Annotated in this window: 21 protein-coding genes; 4 read left to right on the forward strand and 17 right to left on the reverse strand. The window is 67.7% G+C overall.

Features of this window, described 5'->3' with window-relative positions; genetic code table 11:
* The first annotated feature begins 103 nt into the window (after nucleotides 1-103).
* Nucleotides 104-1,387 carry a tetracycline efflux MFS transporter Tet(V) gene (gene tet(V) / locus B1790_RS07450; RefSeq protein ID WP_079922586.1) on the forward strand — a complete coding sequence of 428 codons (1,284 nt, stop codon included), beginning with the start codon at nucleotides 104-106 and terminating at the stop codon, nucleotides 1,385-1,387.
* A 5-nt stretch (nucleotides 1,388-1,392) separates the two neighbouring features.
* Here the strand turns inward: tet(V) and B1790_RS07455 are convergent, their stop codons facing one another.
* The 13 genes from B1790_RS07455 to B1790_RS07515 all read right to left on the reverse strand — a co-directional run bounded on the left by B1790_RS07455 (nucleotide 1,393) and on the right by B1790_RS07515 (nucleotide 14,747).
* On the reverse strand, nucleotides 1,393-2,088 hold the full coding sequence (locus B1790_RS07455) for a lysostaphin resistance A-like protein (protein ID WP_369832303.1): 696 nt from the start codon (nucleotides 2,086-2,088) through the stop codon (nucleotides 1,393-1,395).
* The gene (locus B1790_RS07460) at nucleotides 2,088-3,233 is read right to left on the reverse strand and encodes an NAD(P)H-binding protein (protein ID WP_079922588.1); all 1,146 of its coding nucleotides are present in this window, start codon (nucleotides 3,231-3,233) and stop codon (nucleotides 2,088-2,090) included. The genes B1790_RS07455 and B1790_RS07460 overlap by 1 nt, the downstream gene beginning before the upstream one ends.
* A 90-nt stretch (nucleotides 3,234-3,323) precedes the next feature.
* Nucleotides 3,324-3,854, reverse strand: a complete 531-nt coding sequence (locus B1790_RS07465) for a gamma carbonic anhydrase family protein (RefSeq protein ID WP_079922617.1) — start codon at nucleotides 3,852-3,854, stop codon at nucleotides 3,324-3,326.
* Nucleotides 3,855-3,911: 57 nt separating this feature from the next.
* Nucleotides 3,912-4,232: an AzlD domain-containing protein gene (locus tag B1790_RS34630; RefSeq protein WP_158083784.1), complete on the reverse strand. Its 321-nt coding sequence runs from the start codon at nucleotides 4,230-4,232 to the stop codon at nucleotides 3,912-3,914.
* Nucleotides 4,229-4,972 carry an AzlC family ABC transporter permease gene (locus B1790_RS07475; protein ID WP_079922589.1) on the reverse strand — a complete coding sequence of 248 codons (744 nt, stop codon included), beginning with the start codon at nucleotides 4,970-4,972 and terminating at the stop codon, nucleotides 4,229-4,231. The genes B1790_RS34630 and B1790_RS07475 overlap by 4 nt, the downstream gene beginning before the upstream one ends.
* A gap of 43 nt (nucleotides 4,973-5,015) precedes the next feature.
* On the reverse strand, nucleotides 5,016-6,398 hold the full coding sequence (locus B1790_RS07480) for an MFS transporter (protein ID WP_079922590.1): 1,383 nt from the start codon (nucleotides 6,396-6,398) through the stop codon (nucleotides 5,016-5,018).
* A gap of 291 nt (nucleotides 6,399-6,689) precedes the next feature.
* Nucleotides 6,690-7,436 carry a FadR/GntR family transcriptional regulator gene (locus B1790_RS07485; protein ID WP_142271114.1) on the reverse strand — a complete coding sequence of 249 codons (747 nt, stop codon included), beginning with the start codon at nucleotides 7,434-7,436 and terminating at the stop codon, nucleotides 6,690-6,692.
* A 97-nt stretch (nucleotides 7,437-7,533) separates the two neighbouring features.
* Nucleotides 7,534-9,330 carry a methylmalonyl-CoA mutase family protein gene (locus B1790_RS07490; RefSeq protein ID WP_079922592.1) on the reverse strand — a complete coding sequence of 599 codons (1,797 nt, stop codon included), beginning with the start codon at nucleotides 9,328-9,330 and terminating at the stop codon, nucleotides 7,534-7,536.
* A complete protein-coding gene (meaB, locus tag B1790_RS07495) occupies nucleotides 9,327-10,322 on the reverse strand; it encodes a methylmalonyl Co-A mutase-associated GTPase MeaB (protein WP_233164986.1) in 996 nt (331 codons plus the stop codon). Before meaB ends, B1790_RS07490 begins: the two co-directional genes overlap by 4 nt.
* Nucleotides 10,319-11,644 (reverse strand): phenylacetate--CoA ligase family protein, encoded by a 1,326-nt coding sequence (locus B1790_RS07500; RefSeq protein WP_198951942.1) that lies wholly within the window; start codon nucleotides 11,642-11,644, stop codon nucleotides 10,319-10,321. The genes meaB and B1790_RS07500 overlap by 4 nt, the downstream gene beginning before the upstream one ends.
* 107 nt (nucleotides 11,645-11,751) lie before the next feature.
* A complete protein-coding gene (locus B1790_RS07505) occupies nucleotides 11,752-12,174 on the reverse strand; it encodes a cobalamin B12-binding domain-containing protein (protein ID WP_079922593.1) in 423 nt (140 codons plus the stop codon).
* Nucleotides 12,175-12,327: 153 nt separating this feature from the next.
* Entirely contained in the window at nucleotides 12,328-13,479 is a 1,152-nt protein-coding gene (gene cobA / locus B1790_RS07510; protein WP_233164987.1) for a uroporphyrinogen-III C-methyltransferase, read from the reverse strand.
* A 311-nt stretch (nucleotides 13,480-13,790) separates the two neighbouring features.
* Nucleotides 13,791-14,747 carry a GlxA family transcriptional regulator gene (locus tag B1790_RS07515; protein WP_079922594.1) on the reverse strand — a complete coding sequence of 319 codons (957 nt, stop codon included), beginning with the start codon at nucleotides 14,745-14,747 and terminating at the stop codon, nucleotides 13,791-13,793.
* 78 nt (nucleotides 14,748-14,825) lie between these two features.
* On the opposite strand from B1790_RS07515, the gene B1790_RS07520 reads away from it, so the two are divergent.
* The gene (locus B1790_RS07520) at nucleotides 14,826-16,148 is read left to right on the forward strand and encodes an MFS transporter (RefSeq protein WP_369832304.1); all 1,323 of its coding nucleotides are present in this window, start codon (nucleotides 14,826-14,828) and stop codon (nucleotides 16,146-16,148) included.
* A gap of 82 nt (nucleotides 16,149-16,230) precedes the next feature.
* Nucleotides 16,231-16,968, forward strand: a complete 738-nt coding sequence (locus B1790_RS07525; RefSeq protein WP_079922596.1) for a fasciclin domain-containing protein — start codon at nucleotides 16,231-16,233, stop codon at nucleotides 16,966-16,968.
* Nucleotides 16,969-17,047: 79 nt separating this feature from the next.
* Here the strand turns inward: B1790_RS07525 and B1790_RS07530 are convergent, their stop codons facing one another.
* The 3 genes from B1790_RS07530 to B1790_RS07540 are packed head-to-tail and all read right to left on the reverse strand — an operon-like array spanning nucleotide 17,048 to nucleotide 20,152.
* Complete coding sequence (locus B1790_RS07530) at nucleotides 17,048-18,190, reverse strand: acyl-CoA dehydrogenase family protein (RefSeq protein WP_079922597.1); 1,143 nt, start codon at nucleotides 18,188-18,190, stop codon at nucleotides 17,048-17,050.
* Between the two features lie 19 nt (nucleotides 18,191-18,209).
* A complete protein-coding gene (locus tag B1790_RS07535) occupies nucleotides 18,210-19,010 on the reverse strand; it encodes a crotonase/enoyl-CoA hydratase family protein (RefSeq protein WP_079922598.1) in 801 nt (266 codons plus the stop codon).
* A complete protein-coding gene (locus tag B1790_RS07540; RefSeq protein ID WP_079922622.1) occupies nucleotides 19,007-20,152 on the reverse strand; it encodes an acetyl-CoA C-acyltransferase in 1,146 nt (381 codons plus the stop codon). The genes B1790_RS07535 and B1790_RS07540 overlap by 4 nt, the downstream gene beginning before the upstream one ends.
* 185 nt (nucleotides 20,153-20,337) lie before the next feature.
* Here B1790_RS07540 and B1790_RS07545 point away from each other — a divergent pair, with 185 nt between their 5' ends.
* A complete protein-coding gene (locus tag B1790_RS07545; RefSeq protein WP_079922599.1) occupies nucleotides 20,338-21,135 on the forward strand; it encodes a FadR/GntR family transcriptional regulator in 798 nt (265 codons plus the stop codon).
* Here the strand turns inward: B1790_RS07545 and B1790_RS07550 are convergent.
* Complete coding sequence (locus B1790_RS07550) at nucleotides 21,125-22,864, reverse strand: DUF3556 domain-containing protein (RefSeq protein WP_079922600.1); 1,740 nt, start codon at nucleotides 22,862-22,864, stop codon at nucleotides 21,125-21,127. The genes B1790_RS07545 and B1790_RS07550 overlap by 11 nt on opposite strands.
* Nucleotides 22,865-22,904 lie beyond the last annotated feature (40 nt).

Consider the following 22,904-nt stretch of genomic DNA (forward strand, 5'->3'; position numbering starts at 1 on the left):
TTCCGGGCGGGGACCCGACCCCTGGGGATGAGCAGTCGGCGACGACCCATTGTTCCGAGCGCCGATAACCATTCGACGCTACGGGGGTCGGTCAGCCACCATCATGTGCGTGAGCACGCATGTAGAGGTCGACCAGCCGGGCACCGGTGGCTGGCGCGTGCTCGCACCGTTCCGGTTCCGCGAGTACCGCCTGCTGATCGGCGCACTGTCCATCTCGATCTTCGCCGAGGGCATGTGGGCCGTCGTGATGGCGATGCAGGTGATCGCACTCGACAACGATCCCGCGTCGCTGTCCCTGGTGGCCACGTGCCTTGGCACCGGCCTGGTCGCGTTCGTCCTCGTCGGCGGCATCGCGGCCGATCGACTCAACCAGCGGAGCATCATCATCGCCGTCGAGGCGGTCAACACCGCCGTCGTCCTGACGGTCGCAACGTTGAGTTCGCTTGGACTGCTGAGGATTTGGCAGATGGCCGTCGCCGCAGGCGCTCTCGGCATCGCCGCGGCGTTCTTCTTCCCGGCCTACAGCGCCATGCTGCCGCGCATCCTGCCCGCCGACCAGCTACTGGCCGCCAACGGTGTCGAGGGCGTCGTGCGGCCGGTGTTCCAGCGCGCCGTCGGACCGGCGGTGGCAGGTGTTCTGGTCGGCGTGACGTTCCCCGCTCTTGGGGCGTTCACCGTTGCCGCGCTGTTCGCGGTCGGCTTGATCCTGCTGGTGGCCACTCGGCCGCCCAAACCCGTTGCCGCGAGCGGCGATCAGGAACGCACGCACGTGCTGCGCGACATGCGGGACGGGGTCCGGTTCATGGTGCGCACCCCGTGGCTGCTGTGGACGGTGCTCTTCGCCAGCGTGTTCGTGCTGGTGGTTCTGGGTCCGATCGAAGTGCTGCTGCCCTTCATCGCCCAGAACCGCTTCGCCGACGGTGCGCGGATGTACGGCTTCATCCTGGCGGCCTTCGGGATCGGCAGCGCGATCGGTGCGCTGGCGGTGTCGTCGGGCCGGCTGCCGCGCCGCTATCTGACGGTGATGATGGTGATGTGGGGCGCGGGCTCGCTGCCGCTGGTGATCGTCGGAGCGACGTCGTCGTTCCCGTTGATGGCACTGGCGACGTTCGTCGTCGGCGTGACCGACGGTGCGGGCAGCGTGATCTGGGGAACGCTTCTGCAGCGGCGGGTGCCGAGGGAGATGCTGGGCCGGGTGTCGAGCCTGGACTTCTTCGTCTCACTGGCGTTCATGCCCGTGTCGTTCGCGATCGCGGGCCCGTTGTCGAAGGTGGTGCCGATGGAGACGATCTTCGTCGCCGCAGGCGTGGTGCCTGTTCTGCTCGCCGCGATCGCGATCGTGGCGGCCAAGATGCCCCGCGACGAAATCGAGAACCCGCTGAGATAGCGCGGTCAGACGCCGAACATCGGCGGCAGTGCGAGCACCATGACGAGGCCCCAGAAGAAGTGGGTCAGCATGGGCGCGAGCACTCCGCCGGTGATTCGGCGTTCGTAGGCGCACACCGCGCCGAGGATGATGCCCGCGAAGCCCAGCATCGGGTTGCCTGCCGCCGACACCGCGAGGGCGTAGACGATCGTCGAGACGATCTCGGGATGGAACCGGCCGAGCGAGCTGTACAGCGCGCCTCGGAAGAACATCTCCTCGGCGACGCCGTTGATCACGGTGATCAGCACGACCAGCCACAGCGAGCCGTAGTTGGCGTACTCCAGGACCGCGACGATGTACTCACGTACCGGACCGATCTCGCGGCACACCAACCCGCCGACGATGAACACCAGGCCGAGCGCTATGCCGACGCCCGCACCGGTGAAGACCGGCCGCCGGAGCTTGCCGCGGAACGTTACGCAGCCGAGGTGCAGCGGCCCCGACAGTCGGGCGCCGACGGCCCATACCGCCGCCAGGGCCAGCGTCAGCACGTAGAACGCGGTCTCGCCCGGCGTGGTGCGCAACGAGGTCCCTAGCAGCGACGCGCCGATGATCAGCACGACGACCACGACGATGCGGCGCCGACGGACCAGGGTCGGCGGCTCGTCGTGGGGTGCGGCCGGGGTCGCCGCGATCGCACCGATGTCGGAGAAGAATCCGATCACGACAATCCCTTCGGGGCGAGTCCGATCACGGTGTCCAGGCCGGTTCGCACCCATCCGGCGACGGGTCCGGGCATGGCGCAGAGCAAGCCGAGTGCGGGGTGTGCGACCGACGGGGTGACCATCGACGCGAGGCTGCGGATGCGGGTGACGTCGCCGCCTGCCCAGTCGGGATCGGTGTCGGCGAGGTGGTGCGGGTCGGCCAGTCGGTCGACGGGCCGTCGGCGGTGGCCCGACAGGGACAACCGGATCGCATCTTCGATGCCGACCTGGCCGCCCGGCGGATCGGGCACCAAACCGGTCAGCCCGTCGTTGGACGCCGTCATCGGATAGTCAAGGGACTGAACGAGATCCGCGGCCAACGCGTGCGGCACCGGGACGAACAGCGCGGCCACCTGCGACACCAAGTCCATGTTGACGTCGGGCACGGGCACCCCGCTGCGCCACAACCCGGACACCCGCGCGTAGGTGAGCAGCAGCTCGCCGTAGGTCGTCGTCTCCGGACCCTTGACGTCGTAGGACCCGGGCGGCACCCGCTCGGAGTCTGCCGCCGCGACGAGGTAGTACAGCACGTCGCTGATCGAGATGGGGTCCAGCGGATTGTGCGCCCATGGCGGCATGGGGATCAGCAGGAAGCGGTCGCCGACGGCGCGCAGCATCTCGAACGAGGTCGACCCGGCGCCGATGATGATGGCGGCGCCCAGCCACACCACGTCCGGCCCGCCGTCGACGGTGAGCGCCTCGGCGACTTCGGCGCGGCCGGCGAGGTGCTCGGAGAGGCCATCGCCGTCGGGCACGAACCCGCCGAGGTAGACGATGCGCCGCACGCCCGCGTCCTTCGCGGCGTGCGCGAAGGTGGCGGCCGCGGCGTTGTCGGCGTCGCGATAGCCGGGTTGCCCGATGCCGTGCACCAGGTAGTAGGCGACGTCGACCGGCCCGGCGACCCCGAAGGCACTCGCCACGGACTCCGGGTCAGCGGCGTCGAGCATCACCGGGGTGACGTCGTCCATCCAACCGAAGTCCCCAAGCCGCTCGGGATTGCGGCTCGCCACGACCACCTCGTGCCCATCGCCGAGCAGGGCGGAGACCAGCCGGGAGCCGATGTAGCCGGTCGCCCCGGTGACGAGTGTGCGCATGGGTTTCACCGTAGGTACGTACCCGCGCGAATGCCATTCCACCGCGGTGCGGTGGACGTCACTCGAACGCTCGTAGACCTGCGCGTTGAGGCTGCGGGTTCATGCAGTCGGGGTCGCGGCCCGGTGCACGCCGACGAGGTATTCGTAGGCCGGCGCGTTCACCCCGTTCAACGCGATCTCCTCGTCCCCGAGCTCGCGGCGGACCTTCGCCGGAACACCCGCGACGAATGACCGCGGCGGAACGGTCATCCCCTGTGGCAGCACAGCGCCCGGTGCGACCAGTGACTTCGCGCCGATCCTGACGCCGTTCCCGATTATCGCCCCCATTCCGATCAGGCAGTCGTCCTCGATCGTGCACCCGTGCAGAACTGCGTTGTGGCCGATCGTGACCCGCTCGCCGATGGTGACCGGAAACCCCGGGTCGGCGTGGACGGTGACGCCGTCCTGGACGTTCGACCCGGCACCGACCTCGATCGGATCGAAGTCCGCACGAAGCGTCGCGGAGTACCACACGCTGACGCGCTCCCCAAGGGTCACGGCACCTATCACCGAGGCGTTCGGAGCCACCCAGCTGTCGGGGTGGACTCGAGGGATGCGTCCCTCCAGGGCAAGGATCAGAGGCTCGGCCATGGGGTCATTGTGCCCAAGGACGTCCGAGGCCCTCGCCGTGCCCGACGTCACGCGGCGTCACAGCACCGTGTCGAAGAGCGCGTAGGCGGCGAGTCCGGCGACGATGCTCACCGCGAGGCTCTTCCACCGCAGCGCGACCACGAGCGCGGTCGCACCGGCCAACGTGGCCGGCGACAGGAGTTTCAGCTGGCCGTCGTCGAGGAATATCGCGGGCGCCACGAGCGCGGCGAATGCGGCCGCCGGCACCATCTCCAGCACGAGACTCACCCGCGGCGGGAGGTCCCGCGGCAGGAACGGGATGAGGATGAAGGCGGCTCGTAGCGCGAATCCGCCCACCGCGATCGCGGCGATGACCAACCAGATCGTCGGACTGCTCACGGCTCCGACGATCCTTCGGCGGCCCGCTTCCCCGCCGCACGCCAACCGACGGCAACTCCCGTCACGATCCCCGCCGCGGTGCCCAGCATCATGCCCGCGTTGGCAGGCAGACCGGCACACGCGACCGCGACGACGGCCGCGACGGCCGCGGCGAGGGCGCGGGGCTTCTGCGCGAGTTGCGGCGCAAGGAGTGCGAGAAACGACACGGGTACCGCGAACGCGATGACGCCCGCTTCGGGCAGGGACCCCAGGAAGGACCCGATCAACGAGCAAATCTGCCACGTGCACCAGAACACCGCGCACGCGCCGAGGTAGAACGCCGCCTGCTCGCGTCGCGGCCTGCCGTCGGTGCGAGTGAGCGTCAGCGGGACGGCGTGGTCCACCAGGAGGTACGAGCCGACGATCCGCTCGCGGAAACTGGCGTCGCCGAAGATCGGCGCCAGCGTCGCCGAGTAGACGATGAATCGGAGATTGATGGTGAGCGCCGTTGCGATGACCACGCCCGCCCCGGCGCCGCTGCCGATGAGGTCAGACGCGGCGATCTGAGCTGCGCCCGCGAATGCCAACAGGGAGAATGCGGCCGTCTCCAGGATCGACAACCCGTTGTGACTGCCCGCGAGCCCGGCAACGGCGGCGAACGGCGCGATCCCGATGAGGATCGGAAGCATCGCCCTGGCCCCGGAACGCATCGCCCGCCGCCTCGACTCGCGACCGTCGGACCGATCGCCTTCTCCCGTCATCGCTCGAGGAGATGCCTCTGCCGTGACGGAGAACCGTCGATCGTCATGCGCGCTTCTCGCCGGCGACCGAGGTGAGGTCGTTGTCCTTGGTCTCGGGTAGGGCGAGCACGCAGAGCAGGCTGACCGCGGAGAGACCGGCGAGCAGCACACCCACCCAGATGCTGGAGTAGTTGGCCACGATCTGCGCCGCCAGGATCGGCGGAATCGCCCCGCCGATGATTCCGCCGAGGTTGTAGCTCAGGCCCGCGCCCGTATAGCGGAACCGCGACTCGAACATCTCCGGCAGCAATGCACCGGCGGGGCCGTTTGCGACCCCGTACAGCGACAGGGTGATGGTCACGCCGATGAGGAACGCGATGGGAACACCGGTGTCGAGGAGGGGGAACAGCAGAAGCGACCAGAAGAACGACCCCACGTACGCGCCCGCAATGACCTTTCGGCGGCCGATGCGGTCCGAGAGCAGAGCGGCACCTGCGGTGGCGGCGGCCAGGACGAGGGCGGCGATCATCCCGAACCCCAGGATCATCGTGCGGCTGAACTCCAGCCGTCCGGTGCCGTAGCTGGTGAGGAATGTGCTGCCGATGTAGAACATCGCGAACAGCGTCGACATCGCCAACCCGGAAATCACGATCTGCTTCCATTGCAGCCGCATGGCGTCGGCGAACGGCAGCTTCACCGGAGCGGTTTCCAGCTTCTTCTCCTCCAGGTGGGCGGTGAAGACCGGTGTCTCCTCGACCCTCAGCCGGATGTACAACCCGACCATCACCAGGATGAGCGACGCGATGAAGGGCAGTCGCCACCCGTAGTCGACGAACGTCTCACTGGTGGCACCGATCGTGATGGAGGCGATGAAGAACGTGCCGCTGGCAAGGAAGAACGCGAACGGCGGGCCGAGCTGGGGGTAGATCGCCATTCGTCCGCGTTCGCCATCTCGCGCGTATTCGGCGGTGAGGAGTGTCGCGCCCGCCCACTCGCCACCCATGGCGAGGCCCTGCAGGAAGCGCATCACGACGAGCAGGATCGGCGCCCAGATGCCGATGCCGTTCTCGAAGATGCCGAAGACGCCGGTGTCGTACCCCGGAAACAGCCCGATCAGGACGGTGGAGAGTCCCATGATCAGGAGCGTCCACACGAGGGTCCGCTTGCGGCCGATCCGGTCCCCGAAGTGACCGAAGAGGATCGAGCCGACGGGGCGCGCGAAGAACGCGACGCCGAACGTCGCGAACGACGCGATCGTCCCGACGGTCGGGCTGGAACTTGGAAAGAAGACCGCCGGAAATACGAGTGCGGCTGCCGTGCCGTACACGAAGAAGTCGTAGTACTCGATGGTCGTGCCCACCATGCTGGCGGCTCCGACCCGTCGAAGGCCCTTGGCTTCGGTGGCCTTCGCCAGCTTGAGGGTCTCGGCGTGACTCGATGGATGCATGGAGCTCTCCAATGGTGGACGGATCTCTATATGGTCCTACCACAACTGTGGTACACGCCACAAGGAAGCCACTGAAGTTGCATCCGTCACACGATTTTCCTTGACCCTGGACGGTCCTGGGGATATGGTCCAACCACAGAGTCGGTTCGTCGTCGGGCCGCTCGGACCGCCCTAGACAGACCTCTTCGAAGCGCCCGGCAGCATCTGGACGCGCAGGGACGCAGTGCAGCGACGCCCTGAGAGCAGAGCGGCCCTAAGAGCAGCGACGCCCTGAGAGCTAGAGCCGGAACGTCAGCCGGCCCACTTCATGTCGCTGAAGCCCACGGACTGATAGAAGCCCCGGATGTGCTTGCCCACCAGATCGGCGGCACGGTCCGGGTCGCCGGCCGCGATGGCCTCGACGATGGCTGCGTGCTCGTCGGTCAGTAGCGTCATCGTGCCGACGGGATCTTCGAGGCTCTCGAAGGCAGTGACCATGGCCTGGCGAAGAGCCTCGCGCAGTGCGGCCATGAGGATGGCGGCCAAGCCATTCCCCGACGCTCGCACGATTCTGACGTGGAAGGCGGCATCGAGGTCGTTGTAGGACGCCGTGGTGTGGACACCGCGCATCTCGTCGATCATCCCGCGCAGGTCGGCGATGTCGTCCTCGGCGGCGTTCTCCGCCATCTTGCGAACCGCCATCCCCTCGAGCAGGAGTCGGATCTCCACGAGGTCTTCCTGGGTGAAGGACGCCAGCTGCAGATGGATCCTCAGCACCATCGCCATCCCGGCGATGCTGTCCTTGACGATCATCGATCCCGACGTGGGCCCGGACCCGGTGCCCGCCTCGACCACCCCGATGGCTTCCAGGATTCGCAGCGCCTCGCGCACGGCACCACGGCTGACGCCGAGGGCTTCGGCGAATTGCCGCTCCGGCGGCAGCCGGTCACCCGCCTTGAGCGCTCCCGAGATCAGGCGATTCTCGATCTCCGCCATCACCTGCTCGTGGGTACGCATCCTCGGCAAGGGCTTCCAGTCGGACTGAGTTCCCTCGGTCACGGCGCCACCTCTTCCTTCGCCAGGACGGTCCTTGCGGACCGATGGTACCGACCACCCGTTGGTTTACCCCTCCAGTGGCCGGCACCGGCACAGCGCGTCAGAACACCGGCGTCTCCTGATAACTGCCGAACACCTCGCGCAAGGCGCCGGTGATCTCGCCCATCGACAGGTGCGCGCGGACGGCCTCGATGGTCGCCGGCAAGAGGTTTGCCTCGTCGTCGCGGGCCACCGCGAGGAGGTCGGCCAGCGCCTTTTCGGCGCGCTCCGGATCGCGATCCGCCCGCGTCTGCTTCAGCCGGGCGATCTGGCGTGCCTCGGACTCCGGGTCGAGTTTGTGGATCTCGATCTTCTGGTCCTCACCCGAGTCGACGTACTTGTTGACACCGATCACCGGCCGGTCTCCACTGGCCTTCCGCTTGGCGTAGTCGTAGGCACTGTCGGAGATCTCCTTCTGGAAGAAGCCCTGCTCGATGGCCGGGACGACGCCGCCCATCGCCTCGACCTTGTCCATGTACTCGCCGATGCCCTTCTCGATCTCGTCGGTGAGGGCCTCGACGTAGTACGAGCCGCCGAGAGGGTCGATCACGTTGGTCACGTTGGTTTCGTCGGCGATGATCTGCTGGGTGCGAAGGGCGAGCTTCATCGCCATCTCACTGGGAATCGTGTACGCCTCGTCGAGTCCGTTGGTGTGGATGGACTGCGCGCCACCGAGCACGGCGGACAGGGCCTGCAGGGCGGTGCGGACGATGTTCACCATCGGCTGCGGCTTGGTGAGCGTGGCCGCCGCGGTCTGGGCGTGGAAGCGCAGCCGCATGGAGTTGGCCTTCTTCGCGCCGAAGTGCTCCTTCATCATCTTCGCGTAGTACCGGCGCACGGCGCGGAACTTCGCGACCTCCTCGAAGAGGTCGGCCTGCGAGACGAAGAAGAACGACAACCGCGAGGCGAACGAGTCGACGTCGTAGCCGGCGGCGACGACGTCCTCGACGTAGGCCTTGGTGATCGCCATGGTGAAGGCGACCTCCTGCAGTGCGTTCCCGCCCGCTTCGCTGATGTGGTAGCCGCTGATGTTGACCGGGTTGTAACGGGCCATGTGCTCGGCGCCGTAGGCGATGCAGTCGCGCACGATGCGCATGCTTGGACGGACCGGGAAGACCCACTCCTTTTGTGCGACATACTCTTTCAAGATGTCGTTCTGAATGGTCCCGGACAGCTTGTTCAGGTCCATGCCACGGTCTTCTGCGACCGCCACGTACATCGCGAGCAGGATCCACGCCGACGGGTTGATGGTCATCGACACCGAGATGTTCTCCAGGTCGATGCCGTCGAACAGCGCCGCCATGTCGGGCAGCACGTCGATCGCCACGCCCTCGCGACCGACCTCGCCGAGGCTCATCTCGTCGTCGCTGTCGAGCCCCATCAGCGTCGGCATGTCGAAATCGACCGACAGCCCGGTCTGACCCTGAGCGATCAGGTACTGGAACCGCTTGTTGGTCTCCTCTGCCTGACCGAAGCCGGCGATCTGTCGCATGGTCCACTTACGCCCGCGGTACATCGTGGGGTACGGCCCGCGGGTGTAGGGGAACTTGCCGGGGAGGCCGACCTCGTCGTAGCTCTCGGGCAGATCCTGCGGTCCGTATACGCGCTTGACGGGCATGCCGGCGCCGGTGAGGTAGGTCTCCCGGGCCTCGGGAGCGCGGGCGATGAAGTCGGCGAGCTCGTGGTCCTCCCAGTGCTCGAGTTCGGCCTGCGCGCGCTTGCGCAGCGCGTCGCTGGCGAGGCGCAGTTCCTCGGCCGTCGGCTCCTCGCCGGGGTGCGACACGGGATCGGTGGCGGGTCCCCGATCCTCGGCGGCCGACGCTTCCACGGGGTCTGACAGGGGGTCGGTCGTCGTCATGCTCGTCCTCTTCCGTTGACGTCGGTGGGGTCTACTTCCATGGCGCTCAGCAACCGGGCAGCCGCGTGCCTCGGTTCTTCCGCGCGGGCGATCAGCGCCTCGACGGCGGCGTCGAAGTCACGGTTGCCAGAACGGAGCCGATGGGCCACTAGCGCCTCGGCGGCCCAACGGATCCGGGTCGCAGCGTTGCGTCGCTCGATGTCCTGCAGAGCGCCGTGCTCGGCCAGCCAGGTGCGGTGTTCGGCCGTCCTGTCGAGCAGTTCGACGACGCCGTCCCCGGTGGCGGCGGTGACCTTCAGGATCGGCACGTCCCACTTGCTCGCCAGGTTGTGCGCCAGGCGCAGCGACTCTCGCAACTGCTTGACGGTCATGTCGGCGCCGGGGCGGTCGGCCTTGTTGACCACGTGAATGTCGGCGATCTCGATCAGCCCGGCCTTGATGGCCTGGATGTCGTCGCCGAGACCGGGCACGCTGACCACCAGCACGGAATGCGCGACGCTAATCACGTCGACCTCCGCCTGGCCGACGCCCACGGTCTCGAGGATGACCACGTCGAACCCCGCGGCATCGAGCAGGACGATGCCGTCGAGCACGGCGCGCGACAGGCCGCCGGTCGCGCCGCGCGACGCCATCGAACGGATGTAGACGTCGTCGTGGCCCGCCAGTTCGGTCATCCGGATGCGGTCGCCGAGGATGGCCCCGCCCGAATAGGCGCTGGACGGGTCGACCGCCAGAATCGCCACCCGCATTCCGCGAGCGAGGTACTCCTGCGTCATCCGCAGCACTAGCGTGCTCTTGCCGCTGCCCGCAGGACCCGTGATACCCACGACGTGAGCCCGGCCGCTGTCCTTCCACATCTCGGCCAGCAATTCCATCGCTGCGTCCGACCGACTCTCGACGAGGGTGAGGCCTCGCGCAAGGGACACCTGCGATCCGGCTCGGATCCGATCGGCCATCGCCGCCACGGGACTCGCGGCGGTGGTGCTGCTCACGACAAGGACTCCCGCCCAAGGGATTCGAAGAGGTTGCGGTCGTCGACGACGCGACGTGCCTTGAAGTCGGTGCGCTCGAACGTGGATGGCGACACCGTCACGACCTTCGCACCGACACCCAGCACGTGCCGCAGGTCCTCGCCCACGCGCTTGACGAACAAGTCGTGCGTCACCGTCGTCCTGGCGGGATCGAACTCGACCTGAACCATCAACTCGTCCATCGACGCCTCGCGAGAAATGACGATGCGATGTTCTCCCCCATAGCCTTCGGCGCTCATCACCACCTCGTCGATGGCGTTGGGATGCACGTTCTCCCCGCGGATCTGGAACATGTCGTCGATGCGGCCGTAGATGCCCTTCGGCAAGAACGGATACGTCCGGCCGCGGGAGGCGTCGGGCGCCTCCCAGCTGGTGAGGTCGTTGGACAGCAGCCGGATCATCGGCTGGGACGTGCGCTCCAGCGTCGTGTACACCGGGGTGCCTTCGCTGCCGTACGGAACCCGTCGCATCGTCGCGGGATCGCACACCTCCGTGTAGACCAGGTCCTGCCAGGCGAAGACGCCGGGCCCGTTCTCGCTGGCGCCCAGGTGCATCCAGGGTGCGACCTCGCCCATGCTGCCCGAGTCGTAGACCTCGACGTCGAAGGCGTCGACGATCCGCTGCCGAATGGCGGGCACGCTCGCGCCGGGTTCACCCGAGAAGAACATCTTGCGCAGGCCAAGCGCCCGCGGATCGATGCCGTTCTCGGTGGCGACCTCGGCCAGGCGCAGCGCATAGGACGGCGTTCCGTAGAACACGGTCGTCGACATCTGCTTCATCCACTGCAGCGTTCTCAGGCTCTGACCGGAGAAGCCTGCGCCGAACGGGAACACCGCGGCGCCAAGGCGTTCCGCTCCGCTGTAGGCGCCCCAGCTGCCCCAGTACTGGGTCAGCGGTGAACCGATCAGGACGACGTCCTCCTGGCGGATGCCCATCCCCCACATCACCCGGGCGTGGGCGTTGGCGACGGCCACCCAGTCGTCCTGACTGATGCCGAATGCCGTTGGCCGACCAGTGGTTCCCGACGTGCCCTTGATGTGGGTGACGTCGACCGGGTCGATGCACAGGTAGCTGCCGTAGGGCTCGTTGGCGGCCTGGTCGGTGCGCAACTCCTCCTTGTAGATCACCGGGACCCGTTCGAAGGCCTCGAGGGAAGTGATGTCGCCCGGTTCCAGACCGGCCTCGGACCACTTCCGTCGATAGAACGGCGCGCGCTCCCACGCATAGGCCATCAGCTGCTGAATGCGTTCGAGGATCTTCGCGTCGCGCCGTTCGGGTTCCATGGTTTCGCGGATTGGGAACCAGTGGTCCTGATCCGCCGAGGGTCGGTACCCGGGGTCGTAGCGTGGAGGCCAACTCCACGACTCCATCTCCGGCTGCGGCGTGGACACTAGGAAGTCGCTTCCACCGGGGCGGCCGCCGTGATGGTTTCCACAATGGTCTCCGGCGTGGTGTCCTGGCCGAGAACGGCTGCGACGCCCATCTTCTGGAGTTCCACCTCGTCCTCGTCGGGCATCACGCCACCGGCCACGATGGCGAACCGCGGCCGCTCCTCCATGCCGTCGAGGATCTCGAAGATCTTGGTGAAGATCGGCATGTGCGCGCCGGAGAGCAAGCTGACGCCCAGCACGTCGACGTCCTCCTGGGTAGCGGCCTCGATGACCTGCGCCGGGCTGCGATGCAGCCCCGTGTAGATGACCTCCATACCCGCGTCGCGCAGGGTGCGGGCCACGACCTTCACTCCGCGGTCGTGCCCGTCGAGGCCGATCTTCGCGAGCATCACGCGGATGGGCAGCGCCGACGGTTCATTCATGGATGTGCCTAACTATGGGACGACCAATGTGTGGTTCTACCATAGAGCCGACAACGTGATGTGCGCAACAAATTGGCGGGGTTGGCTCGACGGTCGCCCGCGTCTTCGACCCGATTGGCACACCGCTTCACCTGCGTAGCTGGTGGTGCCTCCTCAGGACAGCGGCGCCAGGCCGTTGAGAAGTGCGGCAGGACCGGCGAAACCTCGTGCACCGCTGCGTGTTTCGAACGCCGCAACCGCGCCGATCACGGTGACGGCGGGCGGTGTCATCGCGGCCTCGGCCACCGCGTCGGCGATCCCGGCCAGCGTCGAACGGACGACGCGCTGGCGGGGCGTCGTCCCGTTCTCGATCGTCGCTGCGGGAGTCGCGGGATTCAGCCCGTGCCGCAGCAGCGCACGCGTGATCGCGGGGAGAGTGGCGACCGCCATCAGGAAGACGAGCGTCGTGCCGACGCGCGCCAGACCTTCGTAGTCGACCGTCGACGCCGGGTCCTCGGGCGGCACGTGACCGGAGACCACCGTCACGCCCTGGGTGAGCCCACGGTGGGTGATCGGCATGCCTGCCATCGCAGGCACCGCCAGCGCCGACGAGACGCCAGGGATCACGGTCACGTCGACGCCCGCCTGCGCGCAGGCCAACAACTCCTCGCCGCCACGGCCGAACAGGAAGCTGTCGCCGCCCTTGAGGCGCACGACGTTTCGGCCTGCGGCCGCATGCCCGATGAGGATCCGGTTGATCTCACCCTGCGGAGTGGCCTTGCCGAACGGAATCTTGCCGACGTCGACGACGTCCACTCCGGGGTCCAGATCCGCGAGTAGCGAGACCGGTGCGAGCCGGTCCGTGACCACGACGTCGGCATCGTGCAACGCCTCGAGACCGGCAACCGTGAGCAGTCCGGGGTCGCCGGGGCCACCGCCCACGAGTGTCACGCGCCCGGTCGCCGAGACGCGACGCTCGGCGGGCCGCTCCACCAGGCACCAGATGCGCCGCTCATCGCAGAGGGCGGCGATCCGGCAATCGGTGTCGGTGCCGTCGGTGGCGGCCACGGCCAACCATGCGCCGTCGAGATCGGCGGGGACGAACGTACGCCGATGCCACGTCAGCGAGCCGCGCCCGGCCAGGTCCGCGATCGTGGCACCGACCCGTTCGCTCACCACCGAGACCACCGCACCGGCCTGGATCAACGCCGCCACCTGCCGCAGTGCGGAACCGCCGCCGCCGACCACCACGGCCGCGCGCCCCGCCACGTCCAGGGTCGGCCGAAAGCGGCGTCGCCGTGGCGAATCGTCCGACGGGTGGGTCACGGCTCGCTCCCAACCGCGCCGACGATCGGGCGGGGCGTCACGGGCACACGCCACCGGCTACCGACGCGGCGCAACAGGTCAGGATCACAGGCCGGCGAGTCGCATTGAATCCGTTGCGGGACAGCGCGTTTCGCATGTTCATCTCCAGTTCTCGCCAGCGGGGCCCACTCGCGCCGACCGGAGCGCTCGCGAACCACTGGAAGGGCGCCGTCGCCCACTGTGGATGACCACAGAGTGGTTCTACCATAGTGAGCAGGGGTGATCCGTGCAACACCCGAGACGGATACACGTGGGCCCGGGACCGCTCTCGGCTAGGCGCCCTGAAAGACCTTGCGATAACTCGACGGTGACATCCCCAGCCCGCGGCGCAGCTGGTGACGCAGATTGCCGCCGGTTCCCAGGCCCGCGAGGCGGGCGACCTCGTCGACGGTCAGGTCGCCGGACTCCAGGAGCTCGCGGGCATGGTCGACCCGCCGGTTGCGGATCCACGCTCCTGGCGCCTGACCCGTCTCCTCGCGGAAGCGGCGGTTGAAGGTGCGCGGGCTCATGTGGGCGTGCCTGGCCAGCTGCTCGACTGTCAGGTCCTCGCCGAGGTTCGCCAACGCCCACGCCCGCGTCGACGCGGTGGTCGCGTCGTCCTGCACCGGCAGGTGCCGATCGATGAACTGCGCCTGCCCACCCTCCCGCCACGGCGGCACGACGCAGTGTCGGGCGACCGCGTTGGCGACCTGAGCCCCGTGGTCGGAACGAATCACGTGTAGGCACAGGTCGATTCCCGCCGCCAGGCCCGCAGAGGTCAGCACGTCGCGGTCGTCGACGAAGAGGACGTTCTCGTCGACGGACACCCTGGGGAACATGCCGCGCAGCTCGGACGCGTACTTCCAGTGCGTCGTGGCGCGCCGACCGTCGAGGAGGCCGGCCGCCGCCAGGACGAAGGCGCCGGTGCAGATGGACACCATGCGGGTCCCCGGCCGGATCGAGTCGAACGCGGCCCGCGCGGCAGGGGTCAGGACGCCGTGGTTGCGCGCCGAGGCGAACTTCGTGCCGGGGACGACGACGGTGTCCGCAGTCGACAGCGCTTCAGGACCTGCGGTGGGGACCATGCCGAAGCCGTGGATCGTCGCGACCGGGTCGGTGCCGAGGCCGCAGACCACGACCTCGTAGAGCGGCTGCCCGTCGTCGTCGGCTGCCTCGCCGAACAATAGCGGGGCGATTGCCGCGTCGAAGCCGACGACGGGCGGCAGGAGTAGGACGGCCACGCGGTGCATCCGTCGAGTTTGGCACGTTTTTGACGAGTCGTGTCATTCATGCCACTGGCGGTTTCGTTCGGTGGACGCCATCGTGTGCTGGTGACAATCGCCGAACCCGACGTCGAACGCCGACCCCGCCTGCACTGGGCCTGGGTGATCGCCGCGGTCAGCTTCGTCGCCATCCTGGGCGCCGCCGGCTTCCGTTCGGTGCCCGGCGTGATGATGAACCCGCTGCACCACGAGTTCGGCTGGTCGCACGGCACGGTCGGGTTGGCGATGTCGGTCAACATGACGCTGTTCGGGCTGACCGCGCCGTTCGCCGCCGCGCTGATGGACCGCTTCGGCGTCCGGCCGGTCCTGACGGTGGCCCTGCTCCTGGTTTCGGCGGGGTCGGCGCTGTCGGTGACGATGACGGCGAGCTGGCAGCTGGTGCTGCTGTGGGGCGTGCTGGTCGGCGTGGGGACCGGATCCATCTCGATGGGCTTCGTGGCGACCGTCGCGACGCGTTGGTTCGAGCATCGGCGCGGCCTGGTCACCGGCGTCCTCACCGCGGCGAGCGCGACCGGGCAGCTGATCTTCCTGCCGGTCGTCGCCGAGGTGACCACCCGTCACGGCTGGCGGTGGGCGTCGATCATCGTGGCTGCCGCGGCGCTGAGCGTCGTCCCGCTGGTGCTGGTGTTCATGAGGAACTACCCGAGGGACGTCGGGCTCAACGCATATGGCGCGACGACGAGCGTGCCCGCGGTGGTGCCGACCGGCAGCTTCCGCGCAGCGTTCGACGGGTTGCGGATCGGGCTGCGGGTGCCGGCGTTCTGGCTGCTCGCCGGCAGCTTCGCCATTTGCGGGATGACGACCAACGGTCTCATCGGCACCCACTTCATCCCGGCCGCAAACGACCACGGCATGCCGACCACCGTGGCGGCCGGGCTGCTCGCGACGATCGGGATCCTCGACGTCGCGGGGACGATCTTCTCGGGGTGGCTGACCGACCGCGTGGATCCGCGACTGCTGCTCGTCGTCTACTACCTGGGCCGGGGCGTCTCGCTGCTGCTCCTGCCGTCGCTGCTTTCGCCGCACGCCGAGCCGAGCACCTGGGTGTTCGTCATCTTCTACGGACTGGACTGGGTCGCGACGGTGCCGCCGACCATCGTGCTGTGCCGCCGCTACTTCGGGGCGCGGACACCGGTGGTGTTCGGCTGGGTGTTCGCCTCGCACCAGCTGGGGGCCGCGGTCGCCGCAGCGGGCGCCGGGTGGCTGCGCGATCTACAGGGCGACTACGACCTGGCGTTCTACCTCGCTTCGGGGCTGTGCGCCGTGGCTGCGCTGCTGTGTCTCAGCGTGCGGAAACAGCACGTCGCCCCCCTTGATCAGGCCGGTCCGGAGCCGGTCGCGCCGGACGCTGACTTTGCCGATTCGTGATCTGAGCCCTTACGCTTCGGTTGGCGTCGCCACGAGAGTCGGGCTCTAAGGCGGCGCGATCAGACACGTTGAGGAGCCGAAAGTGAAGACTCGCACCAGCCGAGCCATTGGAATGTCCGCCGCGGTCGCCGCGATCGCCGTATCGCTGCCGTTGGCCATCAACGCCCAGGCGGATCCCCCACCGACTGCGACGGCCGACGCCAAGCCGCTGCCGGACTGGCAGGGCAACTGCGATCCGGTACGCGCCGAGCTGGCGCCAAGTGGTGCCACCAAGGAGACCCTGGCCACCCTGCCGGTCGGTCAGGTGCTGGCCAAGATTCCGTCGCTGAGCACCTTCACGTCGGCGATCAACGGTGGACTGAACCCCGCCGTCAACATCGTGCCCGTTCTCGAGAACGGCCCGTACGTCGTGTTCGCGCCGAACAACGACGCCTTCGCCAAGCTCGATCCCGCCGCGCTCGAGGCCATCAAGGCCGATCCGACCGCGCTGAGCAAGCTGGACTACTACCACGCGTTCCTCGGCCTGCTCGGCCCAGGTGACGTGGCCGGCCAGCGCCCCACCCAAGAGGGCGCCGAGGTCAAGGTCACCGGCAAGGACGGCGACATCAAGGTCAACGACACCGCCAAGGTGATCTGCGGCGGCATCCAGGCCGCCAACGCCAGGATCTACATCCTGGACACCGTCCTGGATCCGAACTCGCCGCCTGCGCCCGTCACCCCGACGACGTCGTTCAACGGGACGGGCAAGCCGCTCACCCCGACCAGCACCCCGACGTCGACCGAGGCAGCCGAACCGGCCCCCGCGCCGGCCGCGGGCTGACCCCACCCGCTTACGCGACTTCGGCGCGCCCATCCGCGATATCCGCGGGTTGGCGCGCCGAAATCATCTGTAGCACCGGTTAGAGGCCGAGATCCTTGCCGATGATCTCCTTCATGATCTCCGTGGTGCCGCCGTAGATGGTCTGGATGCGGACGTCGACGTAGTCGCGGGCCACCTTGTACTCGTTCATGTATCCGTAGCCGCCGTGCAGTTGCACGCAGTGGTCGACGACGCGCTTGCCAAGCTCGGTGCACCACCACTTGGCCTTGGACGCCTCGACGGCCGTCAGTTCACCGTCGACGACGGCCTGTAGGCACCGGTCGACGTACGACTCGGCGATCTCCAGTTCGGTGTCCATCTCGGCCATGACGAACTTGTTGTGCTGGAAGCTGCCGATCGGCTGCCCAAAGGCCTTACGGTCCTTGACGTATGCCAGCGTGTCGTTGAACGTCGCGCGGGCGCCTGCGACACCGGCGATCGCGATCGACAGTCGCTCGGACGGCAGGTTGGTCATCAGGTGATAGAAGCCGCGACCCTCCTTGCCAAGCAGATTGGCATTGGGGACGCGCACGTTCTCGAAGTTCAGCTCGGCCGTGTCGGCGAAGTGCTGACCCATCTTGTCGAGCTTGCGGCCGCGCGTGAAGCCCTCCATGCCGCGTTCGACGACCAGGAGCGAGAAGCCCTTGTGACCGGCGTCGGGATCGGTCCGCGCCACCACGACGACGAGGTCGGAGTTGATGCCCGCGGAGATGAACGTCTTGGAGCCGTTGAGGATCCAGTCGTCCCCGTCGCGGACCGCGGTGGTCTTGATACCCGCAAGGTCGCTGCCCGCACCGGGTTCCGTCATGGCGACCGCACCGATGAGCTCACCGGTGACGTACCCCGGCAGCCACCGCTCCTGCTGCTCCTCGGTGGCGAGGTTGGCGAAGTAGGGGCCGACGATGTCGTTCTGCAGACTCAGCCCGGGCGACGGGAGGCCGTACTTGGAGAATTCCTCGACGATGACCGCGTTGAACCGGAAGTCGTCGACGCCGCCGCCACCGAACTTCTCGGGCATGTTGAACCCGATCAGCCCGTACTTGCCCGCGGCGACGTAGGACTCCCGGTCGACGATGCGCTCGCTCTCCCACTTCTCGGCGTATGGCGCACATTCCTTCTCGAGGAACTGGCGCGCCGTCGCCCGCAGCTGCTCGTGCTCTTCGGCAAAGATCAATCGCTTCATGGTGTTTCTCCTAGTTGGCTCACTTCGCCATCCATACGGGCTGTCTCTTCTCGGCGAATGCCAGTGGCCCTTCCCTGGCGTCCTGGGACCGTAGGACCGTGCCCATCTCGCGCATGGTCCTCGTCCAGCCGGCTTCGTCGGCGGTGATGACCCCGTCGTCGATGCCGGCGGCCAACCGCTTGCTCGCCCAGACGGCAAGCGGAGCGTTGACGGTGATGCGCTCGGCGAGGGCCAGGGCGGCGTCGACGACGGTGCCGTCGGGTACCACCTGGTTGACCAGACCCCACTTCAACGCGTCGGCTGCGGACATCGGCTCACCGGTGAACACCAGTTCCATCGCGACCTTGCGCGGTAGCTGCTCGACGATGCGGAACACCCCGCCCGCCGCAGCGATCAAGCCGCGCTTGACTTCTGGCAATCCGAACGTGGTGCGCTCCTCGGCGACGACGAGATCACTGGCCAACGCCAGTTCGGTGCCGCCACCGAGCGCGGTGCCGTTCACCGCGGCGATGACCGGTTTGTCGACGACGTGCTGCACGAACCCGGCGAACCCCCACTCGGCGTGCTCGGGATGAAAGATGTTCTCCCGCCGCGAGATCGCCTTCAGATCGGCGCCGGCGCAGAACGACTGGCCGGCGCCCGTGACGACGATCGCGCGGACGTCGGGATCGTGCTGAGCCGCGTGAAGCGCGTCGCCGAGCCCCGTGCTGACGGCGGCGTTCACGGCGTTGCGCGCCTCGGGCCGGTTCAGCGTGATGAGCAGGACGTTGCCGCGCCGCTCAGAGAGAGTAGCGGGGACGTCCGTCGCGCCTTCGCTCACAGCAGCTCGAGAATCGTCGCGTTGGCCTGGCCACCGCCCTCGCACATGGTCTGCAGGCCGTACTGAATTCCGTTGTCCCGCATGTGGTGGAGCATCGTCGTCATGATGCGCGCACCGGAGCCGCCGAGGGGGTGACCAAGCGCGATGGCGCCGCCGTTGGGGTTCAGCCGCTTCTCGTCGGCCCCAATGTCCTTGAGCCAGGCCAGCGGAACGGGCGCGAAGGCCTCGTTCACCTCGAAAACGCCGATCTGGTCGACCGACAGGCCCGAGCGCTTGAGCGCCTTCTGCGTCGCGGGGATCGGCGCGCTGAGCATGATGACCGGATCGGCGCCCGCCAGCACGGCGGTGTGCACCTTGGCCAGCGGCTTGAGGCCCAGCTCCTTGGCCTTCTCGGCCGACATGAACAGCAGCGCTGCCGAGCCGTCGGAGATCTGGGAAGCGTTGCCGGCGTGGATGACGCCGTCTTCCTTGAACGCCGGCTTGATTCCCGCCATCTTCTCGATGGTGCCGCCGCGGCGGATGCCCTCGTCCTTCAGCACGGTGTTGCCGTCTTGGTCCTTGATCGCGACGATCTGACCTTCGAACGCGCCGGCATCCTGTGCAGCGGCGGCCTTTTGGTGGGAATCGAGTGAGAATTGGTCGAGCGTGGTGCGGTCGAAGCCCCACTGTTCGGCCATCATCTCGGCGCCGGTCCCCTGGTTCGGGGTCTGGGTGTAGCGGGCGCGGAACGCCTCGGGGTAGGGATGGCCGCCGTTGGCCAGCGAGGCGCCCATCGGGGTGCGTGACATCGACTCGACGCCGCCGGCCACGACGATGTCGTAGTGCCCCGCCACGACGCCCGCGGCGGCGAAGTGCACCGACTGCTGACTGGACCCACACTGCCGGTCGACGGTCACGCCGGGAACGGTCTCGGGCCAGCCGGCCGTCAGCACCGCGGTCCTGGCGATGTCGAGCGCCTGCTCGCCCGCCTGCATGACGCAGCCCCAGATGACGTCGTCGACCAAGGCCGGGTCGACCCCGGCCCGCTGGACGAGGCCGTTGAGGACCTGCGCCGAGAGTTCACCGGGGTGAACGCCGGAGAGTCCGCCGTTCCGCTTTCCGACTGGTGATCGGACCGCTTCTACGATGACGGCTTCGGCCATGGACATCTCCTTTGACGTGGTGTGATCGAACAGTTCGCGTGATGATGCGATAGTTCCGAAGGTAGATCAGTAGGTTTACTAGGTCAACCTACTGGTTGGTAGACGCGAGGTTGCGTAACCGGGCCAAACTTGCCCTACATGGTTTACTGAGTTGAACAACCAGCCGTATACAGCTCGGAGATCTCGTGGCTCGCAACACGCCTTTGGCACCCATGATGGGGCCAGACGCCGTCGCGCAGCGCGGTGGCACGACCATCCGCTCCCCCAAGACCGCCGAACTGGTCGCCGGGACGCTGCGTCGCATGGTGGTCGACGGCCAGCTCAAAGAGGGCGACTTCCTGCCCAACGAGGCCGAGCTGATGACGCACTTCGGCGTCAGCAGGCCGACGCTTCGCGAAGCGGTGCGGGTGCTCGAATCCGAACGGCTGGTCGAGGTTCGACGCGGTTCGCGGACGGGTGCGCGGGTACGCGTGCCTGGTCCGGAGATCGTCGCGCGACCGGCGGGCCTGCTCCTCGAACTGTCGGGCGCCACCATCGCCGACGTGCTGGTCGCACGGTCGGGCATCGAGCCGCTCGCCGTGCGACTCCTCGCCGAGACGGCGTCACCCGCTGCGCTCGACGAACTCGACGGCATGCTGGCCGACGACATCCCCGCGGGCTGGGAGTCGGGCCGGTTGGCCGAGGCCACCGGCGAGTTCCACCGTCGCATGGTGGAGCTCTCGGGCAACGCCACCCTGACGATCATCGCCGGGATGCTGCACGAGATCACCGTGCGTCACACGGCATTCGCCATCAAGGAGCACCGCGAGGTGTCCAAGGCCGACTACGACAAGCTGACCCGGTCCTATCGGCGGCTGATGACGCTGCTGCGCGCAGCTGACGGCGCCGGCGCAGAGATGCACTGGCGCAAGCACCTCGACACCGCTCGAAACCTGCTGCTGCAGGGCCTCGAAGACGTCAAGGTCCGCGACGTCATGCAGTAGTGGAGTTCGCCGACCACGTCACGTGGACGGGAACGTCGTCGGCCCACGGCTGACGTGTGACCATGTCGGCCACCCGCACGAAGCCGCGTTCGAATTCACCGGTGGCCGCGTCGACCAGCCGGTAGGCCTGCCGCTGCTGGTGGATGGGCTGGGCGTCGAGCAGCACCACCCGTACCTCGCCCGGTTCGAATCCGCACCGCTCCTGCATCGCCGCGATGAGTTGTTCGTTGTGCATGTGCCCGTCCCCGAAGTTCCAGCCGATCGCGGTGCTGCACAGCCGCTCCCCCTCGGTGACGACGTAGTCGGCCTCGTCGCCGTCGGCCATTGCCCGGTGCACCAGGGTGAACAGCGCTCGGCCGTGGGTGTTCATCGCCCGGAATGCGTACCCGGAGTGCAGCATGACCAGCGCCTGCTCGGGGCTGCCGTAGATCCGCTCCACCTGAGACTGCGGCATGCTCGCGATCGCGACCAGCCCGGCCTTGATCTTCTCCTCCGCCGATGGCTTCATGCACCACTGGGTGGTGTCCCAGTTGCCGGCGTAGTAGCGCATGCCCGGCAGGAAGGACACCTTGCGCGGGAACAGGTTTCCGACCACCACCGTGCCTGCGACGACGGCGAACAACACGATGGGCAGCGGGCTGGTGAGGTCGCCGAGGCCGACGCTCGCGTGGCCGACGAACAGCGCAAGCACGCTGAACATCATGAAGACGTTCCACTCCAGCGGCACGCCCATCGGGATCGCCGACAGGATGCCGAAGTGGAAGATCAGCATCACCGCCGCCGCGACGGCCGTCGGCCAGCCGCCGTGGGTGAAGAACAGGACCAGCGGAACCAGTCCCTCGACGGCGGTGCTGAAGTGGGCCACGATCCGCGAGATCCGCCCCGGCCGAAGGTCGTCAGGGAAACGTTCGAAGAATGCGCGCTTGAAGGCCTTGGTCCGCACCAGCGGACTGTTGGACATCATCGTCGAGATGACGAACGGGAAGTGCTTGTTGAGCTTCGAGGTCGCCGCACCGATCCAGATGACCAGGCACACCAGCTTCGCGGCGATGATCATGTCGACCCCGCCGAACAGGAACGCCACCGTGAACGACGCGTACACCTCGCCGCGGGCGGCCAGGAAGATCACCTTGTCGCGCAGGCCGGCGACGGCAAGCAGCCCGACGATCGTCCAGATCTGCCACATCGGCAGCACCCCGACCGTGGTGTCGAGGACGGGGATCGGTCCGGTTCCGTCCGAGAAGAGGGCGACGACGAGCACCACCAGCAGCGCGCCGTAGAGCAGGGCGTCGAACGGGGTGCGGGCCGTGCCGCGGGTCAGCGGGACGCGCGTCGGCCACGGTGGCAGCCGGATCGTCCCGGGCCGCAGCCAGTAGAGGATCGAGCCCATCGGCGGGAAGAACCGGTTGTTGAGCGGTCCGAAGCCACACCCGAGCCCGACCACCTCGAACAGCATGGTGAACAGCACGACCTTCTGGAACACGATCGGCTCGTCGTACCAGGCGGTCACGTTGGTCAGGCCGTCGATCCCGGAGGTGGCCACCGCGAACAACCCTCCTGCCAGCACGTACAGCAGGATCTTGACGACGTAGAACAGGTGCAGCACCACCGGCGTGCCGAACCCCACCTCGGCCCAGTGGCGGGCCAGCGGTCGGATTCTCTCCGCGCGCGTGCCCTTGCTCCATTCGGCGAAGTCGACCACCGGCAGGTCGGGCTTGAGAAATCCCATGCCGGCAAGACTAGAACGTGTTCTAGATCTATCGGGCCAC

This window comes from Mycobacterium sp. AT1 (genome assembly GCF_002043095.1).
Classification (GTDB): Bacteria; Actinomycetota; Actinomycetes; order Mycobacteriales; family Mycobacteriaceae; genus Mycobacterium.

Bases quoted from the DNA above. Each gene is read 5' to 3' on its own strand.
- B1790_RS07540 (WP_079922622.1), bottom strand. From the start codon at position 20,152: ATGGCCGAAGCCGTCATCGTAGAAGCGGTCCGATCACCAGTCGGAAAG.
- B1790_RS07530 (WP_079922597.1), bottom strand. From the start codon at position 18,190: ATGAAGCGATTGATCTTTGCCGAAGAGCACGAGCAGCTGCGGGCGACG.
- B1790_RS07550 (WP_079922600.1), bottom strand. From the start codon at position 22,864: ATGGGATTTCTCAAGCCCGACCTGCCGGTGGTCGACTTCGCCGAATGG.
- B1790_RS07490 (WP_079922592.1), bottom strand. From the start codon at position 9,330: ATGACGACGACCGACCCCCTGTCAGACCCCGTGGAAGCGTCGGCCGCC.
- B1790_RS07500 (WP_198951942.1), bottom strand. From the start codon at position 11,644: ATGGAACCCGAACGGCGCGACGCGAAGATCCTCGAACGCATTCAGCAG.
- B1790_RS07480 (WP_079922590.1), bottom strand. From the start codon at position 6,398: ATGCATCCATCGAGTCACGCCGAGACCCTCAAGCTGGCGAAGGCCACC.
- B1790_RS07475 (WP_079922589.1), bottom strand. From the start codon at position 4,972: ATGACGGGAGAAGGCGATCGGTCCGACGGTCGCGAGTCGAGGCGGCGG.
- B1790_RS07465 (WP_079922617.1), bottom strand. From the start codon at position 3,854: ATGGCCGAGCCTCTGATCCTTGCCCTGGAGGGACGCATCCCTCGAGTC.
- B1790_RS07505 (WP_079922593.1), bottom strand. From the start codon at position 12,174: ATGAATGAACCGTCGGCGCTGCCCATCCGCGTGATGCTCGCGAAGATC.
- B1790_RS07515 (WP_079922594.1), bottom strand. From the start codon at position 14,747: ATGCACCGCGTGGCCGTCCTACTCCTGCCGCCCGTCGTCGGCTTCGAC.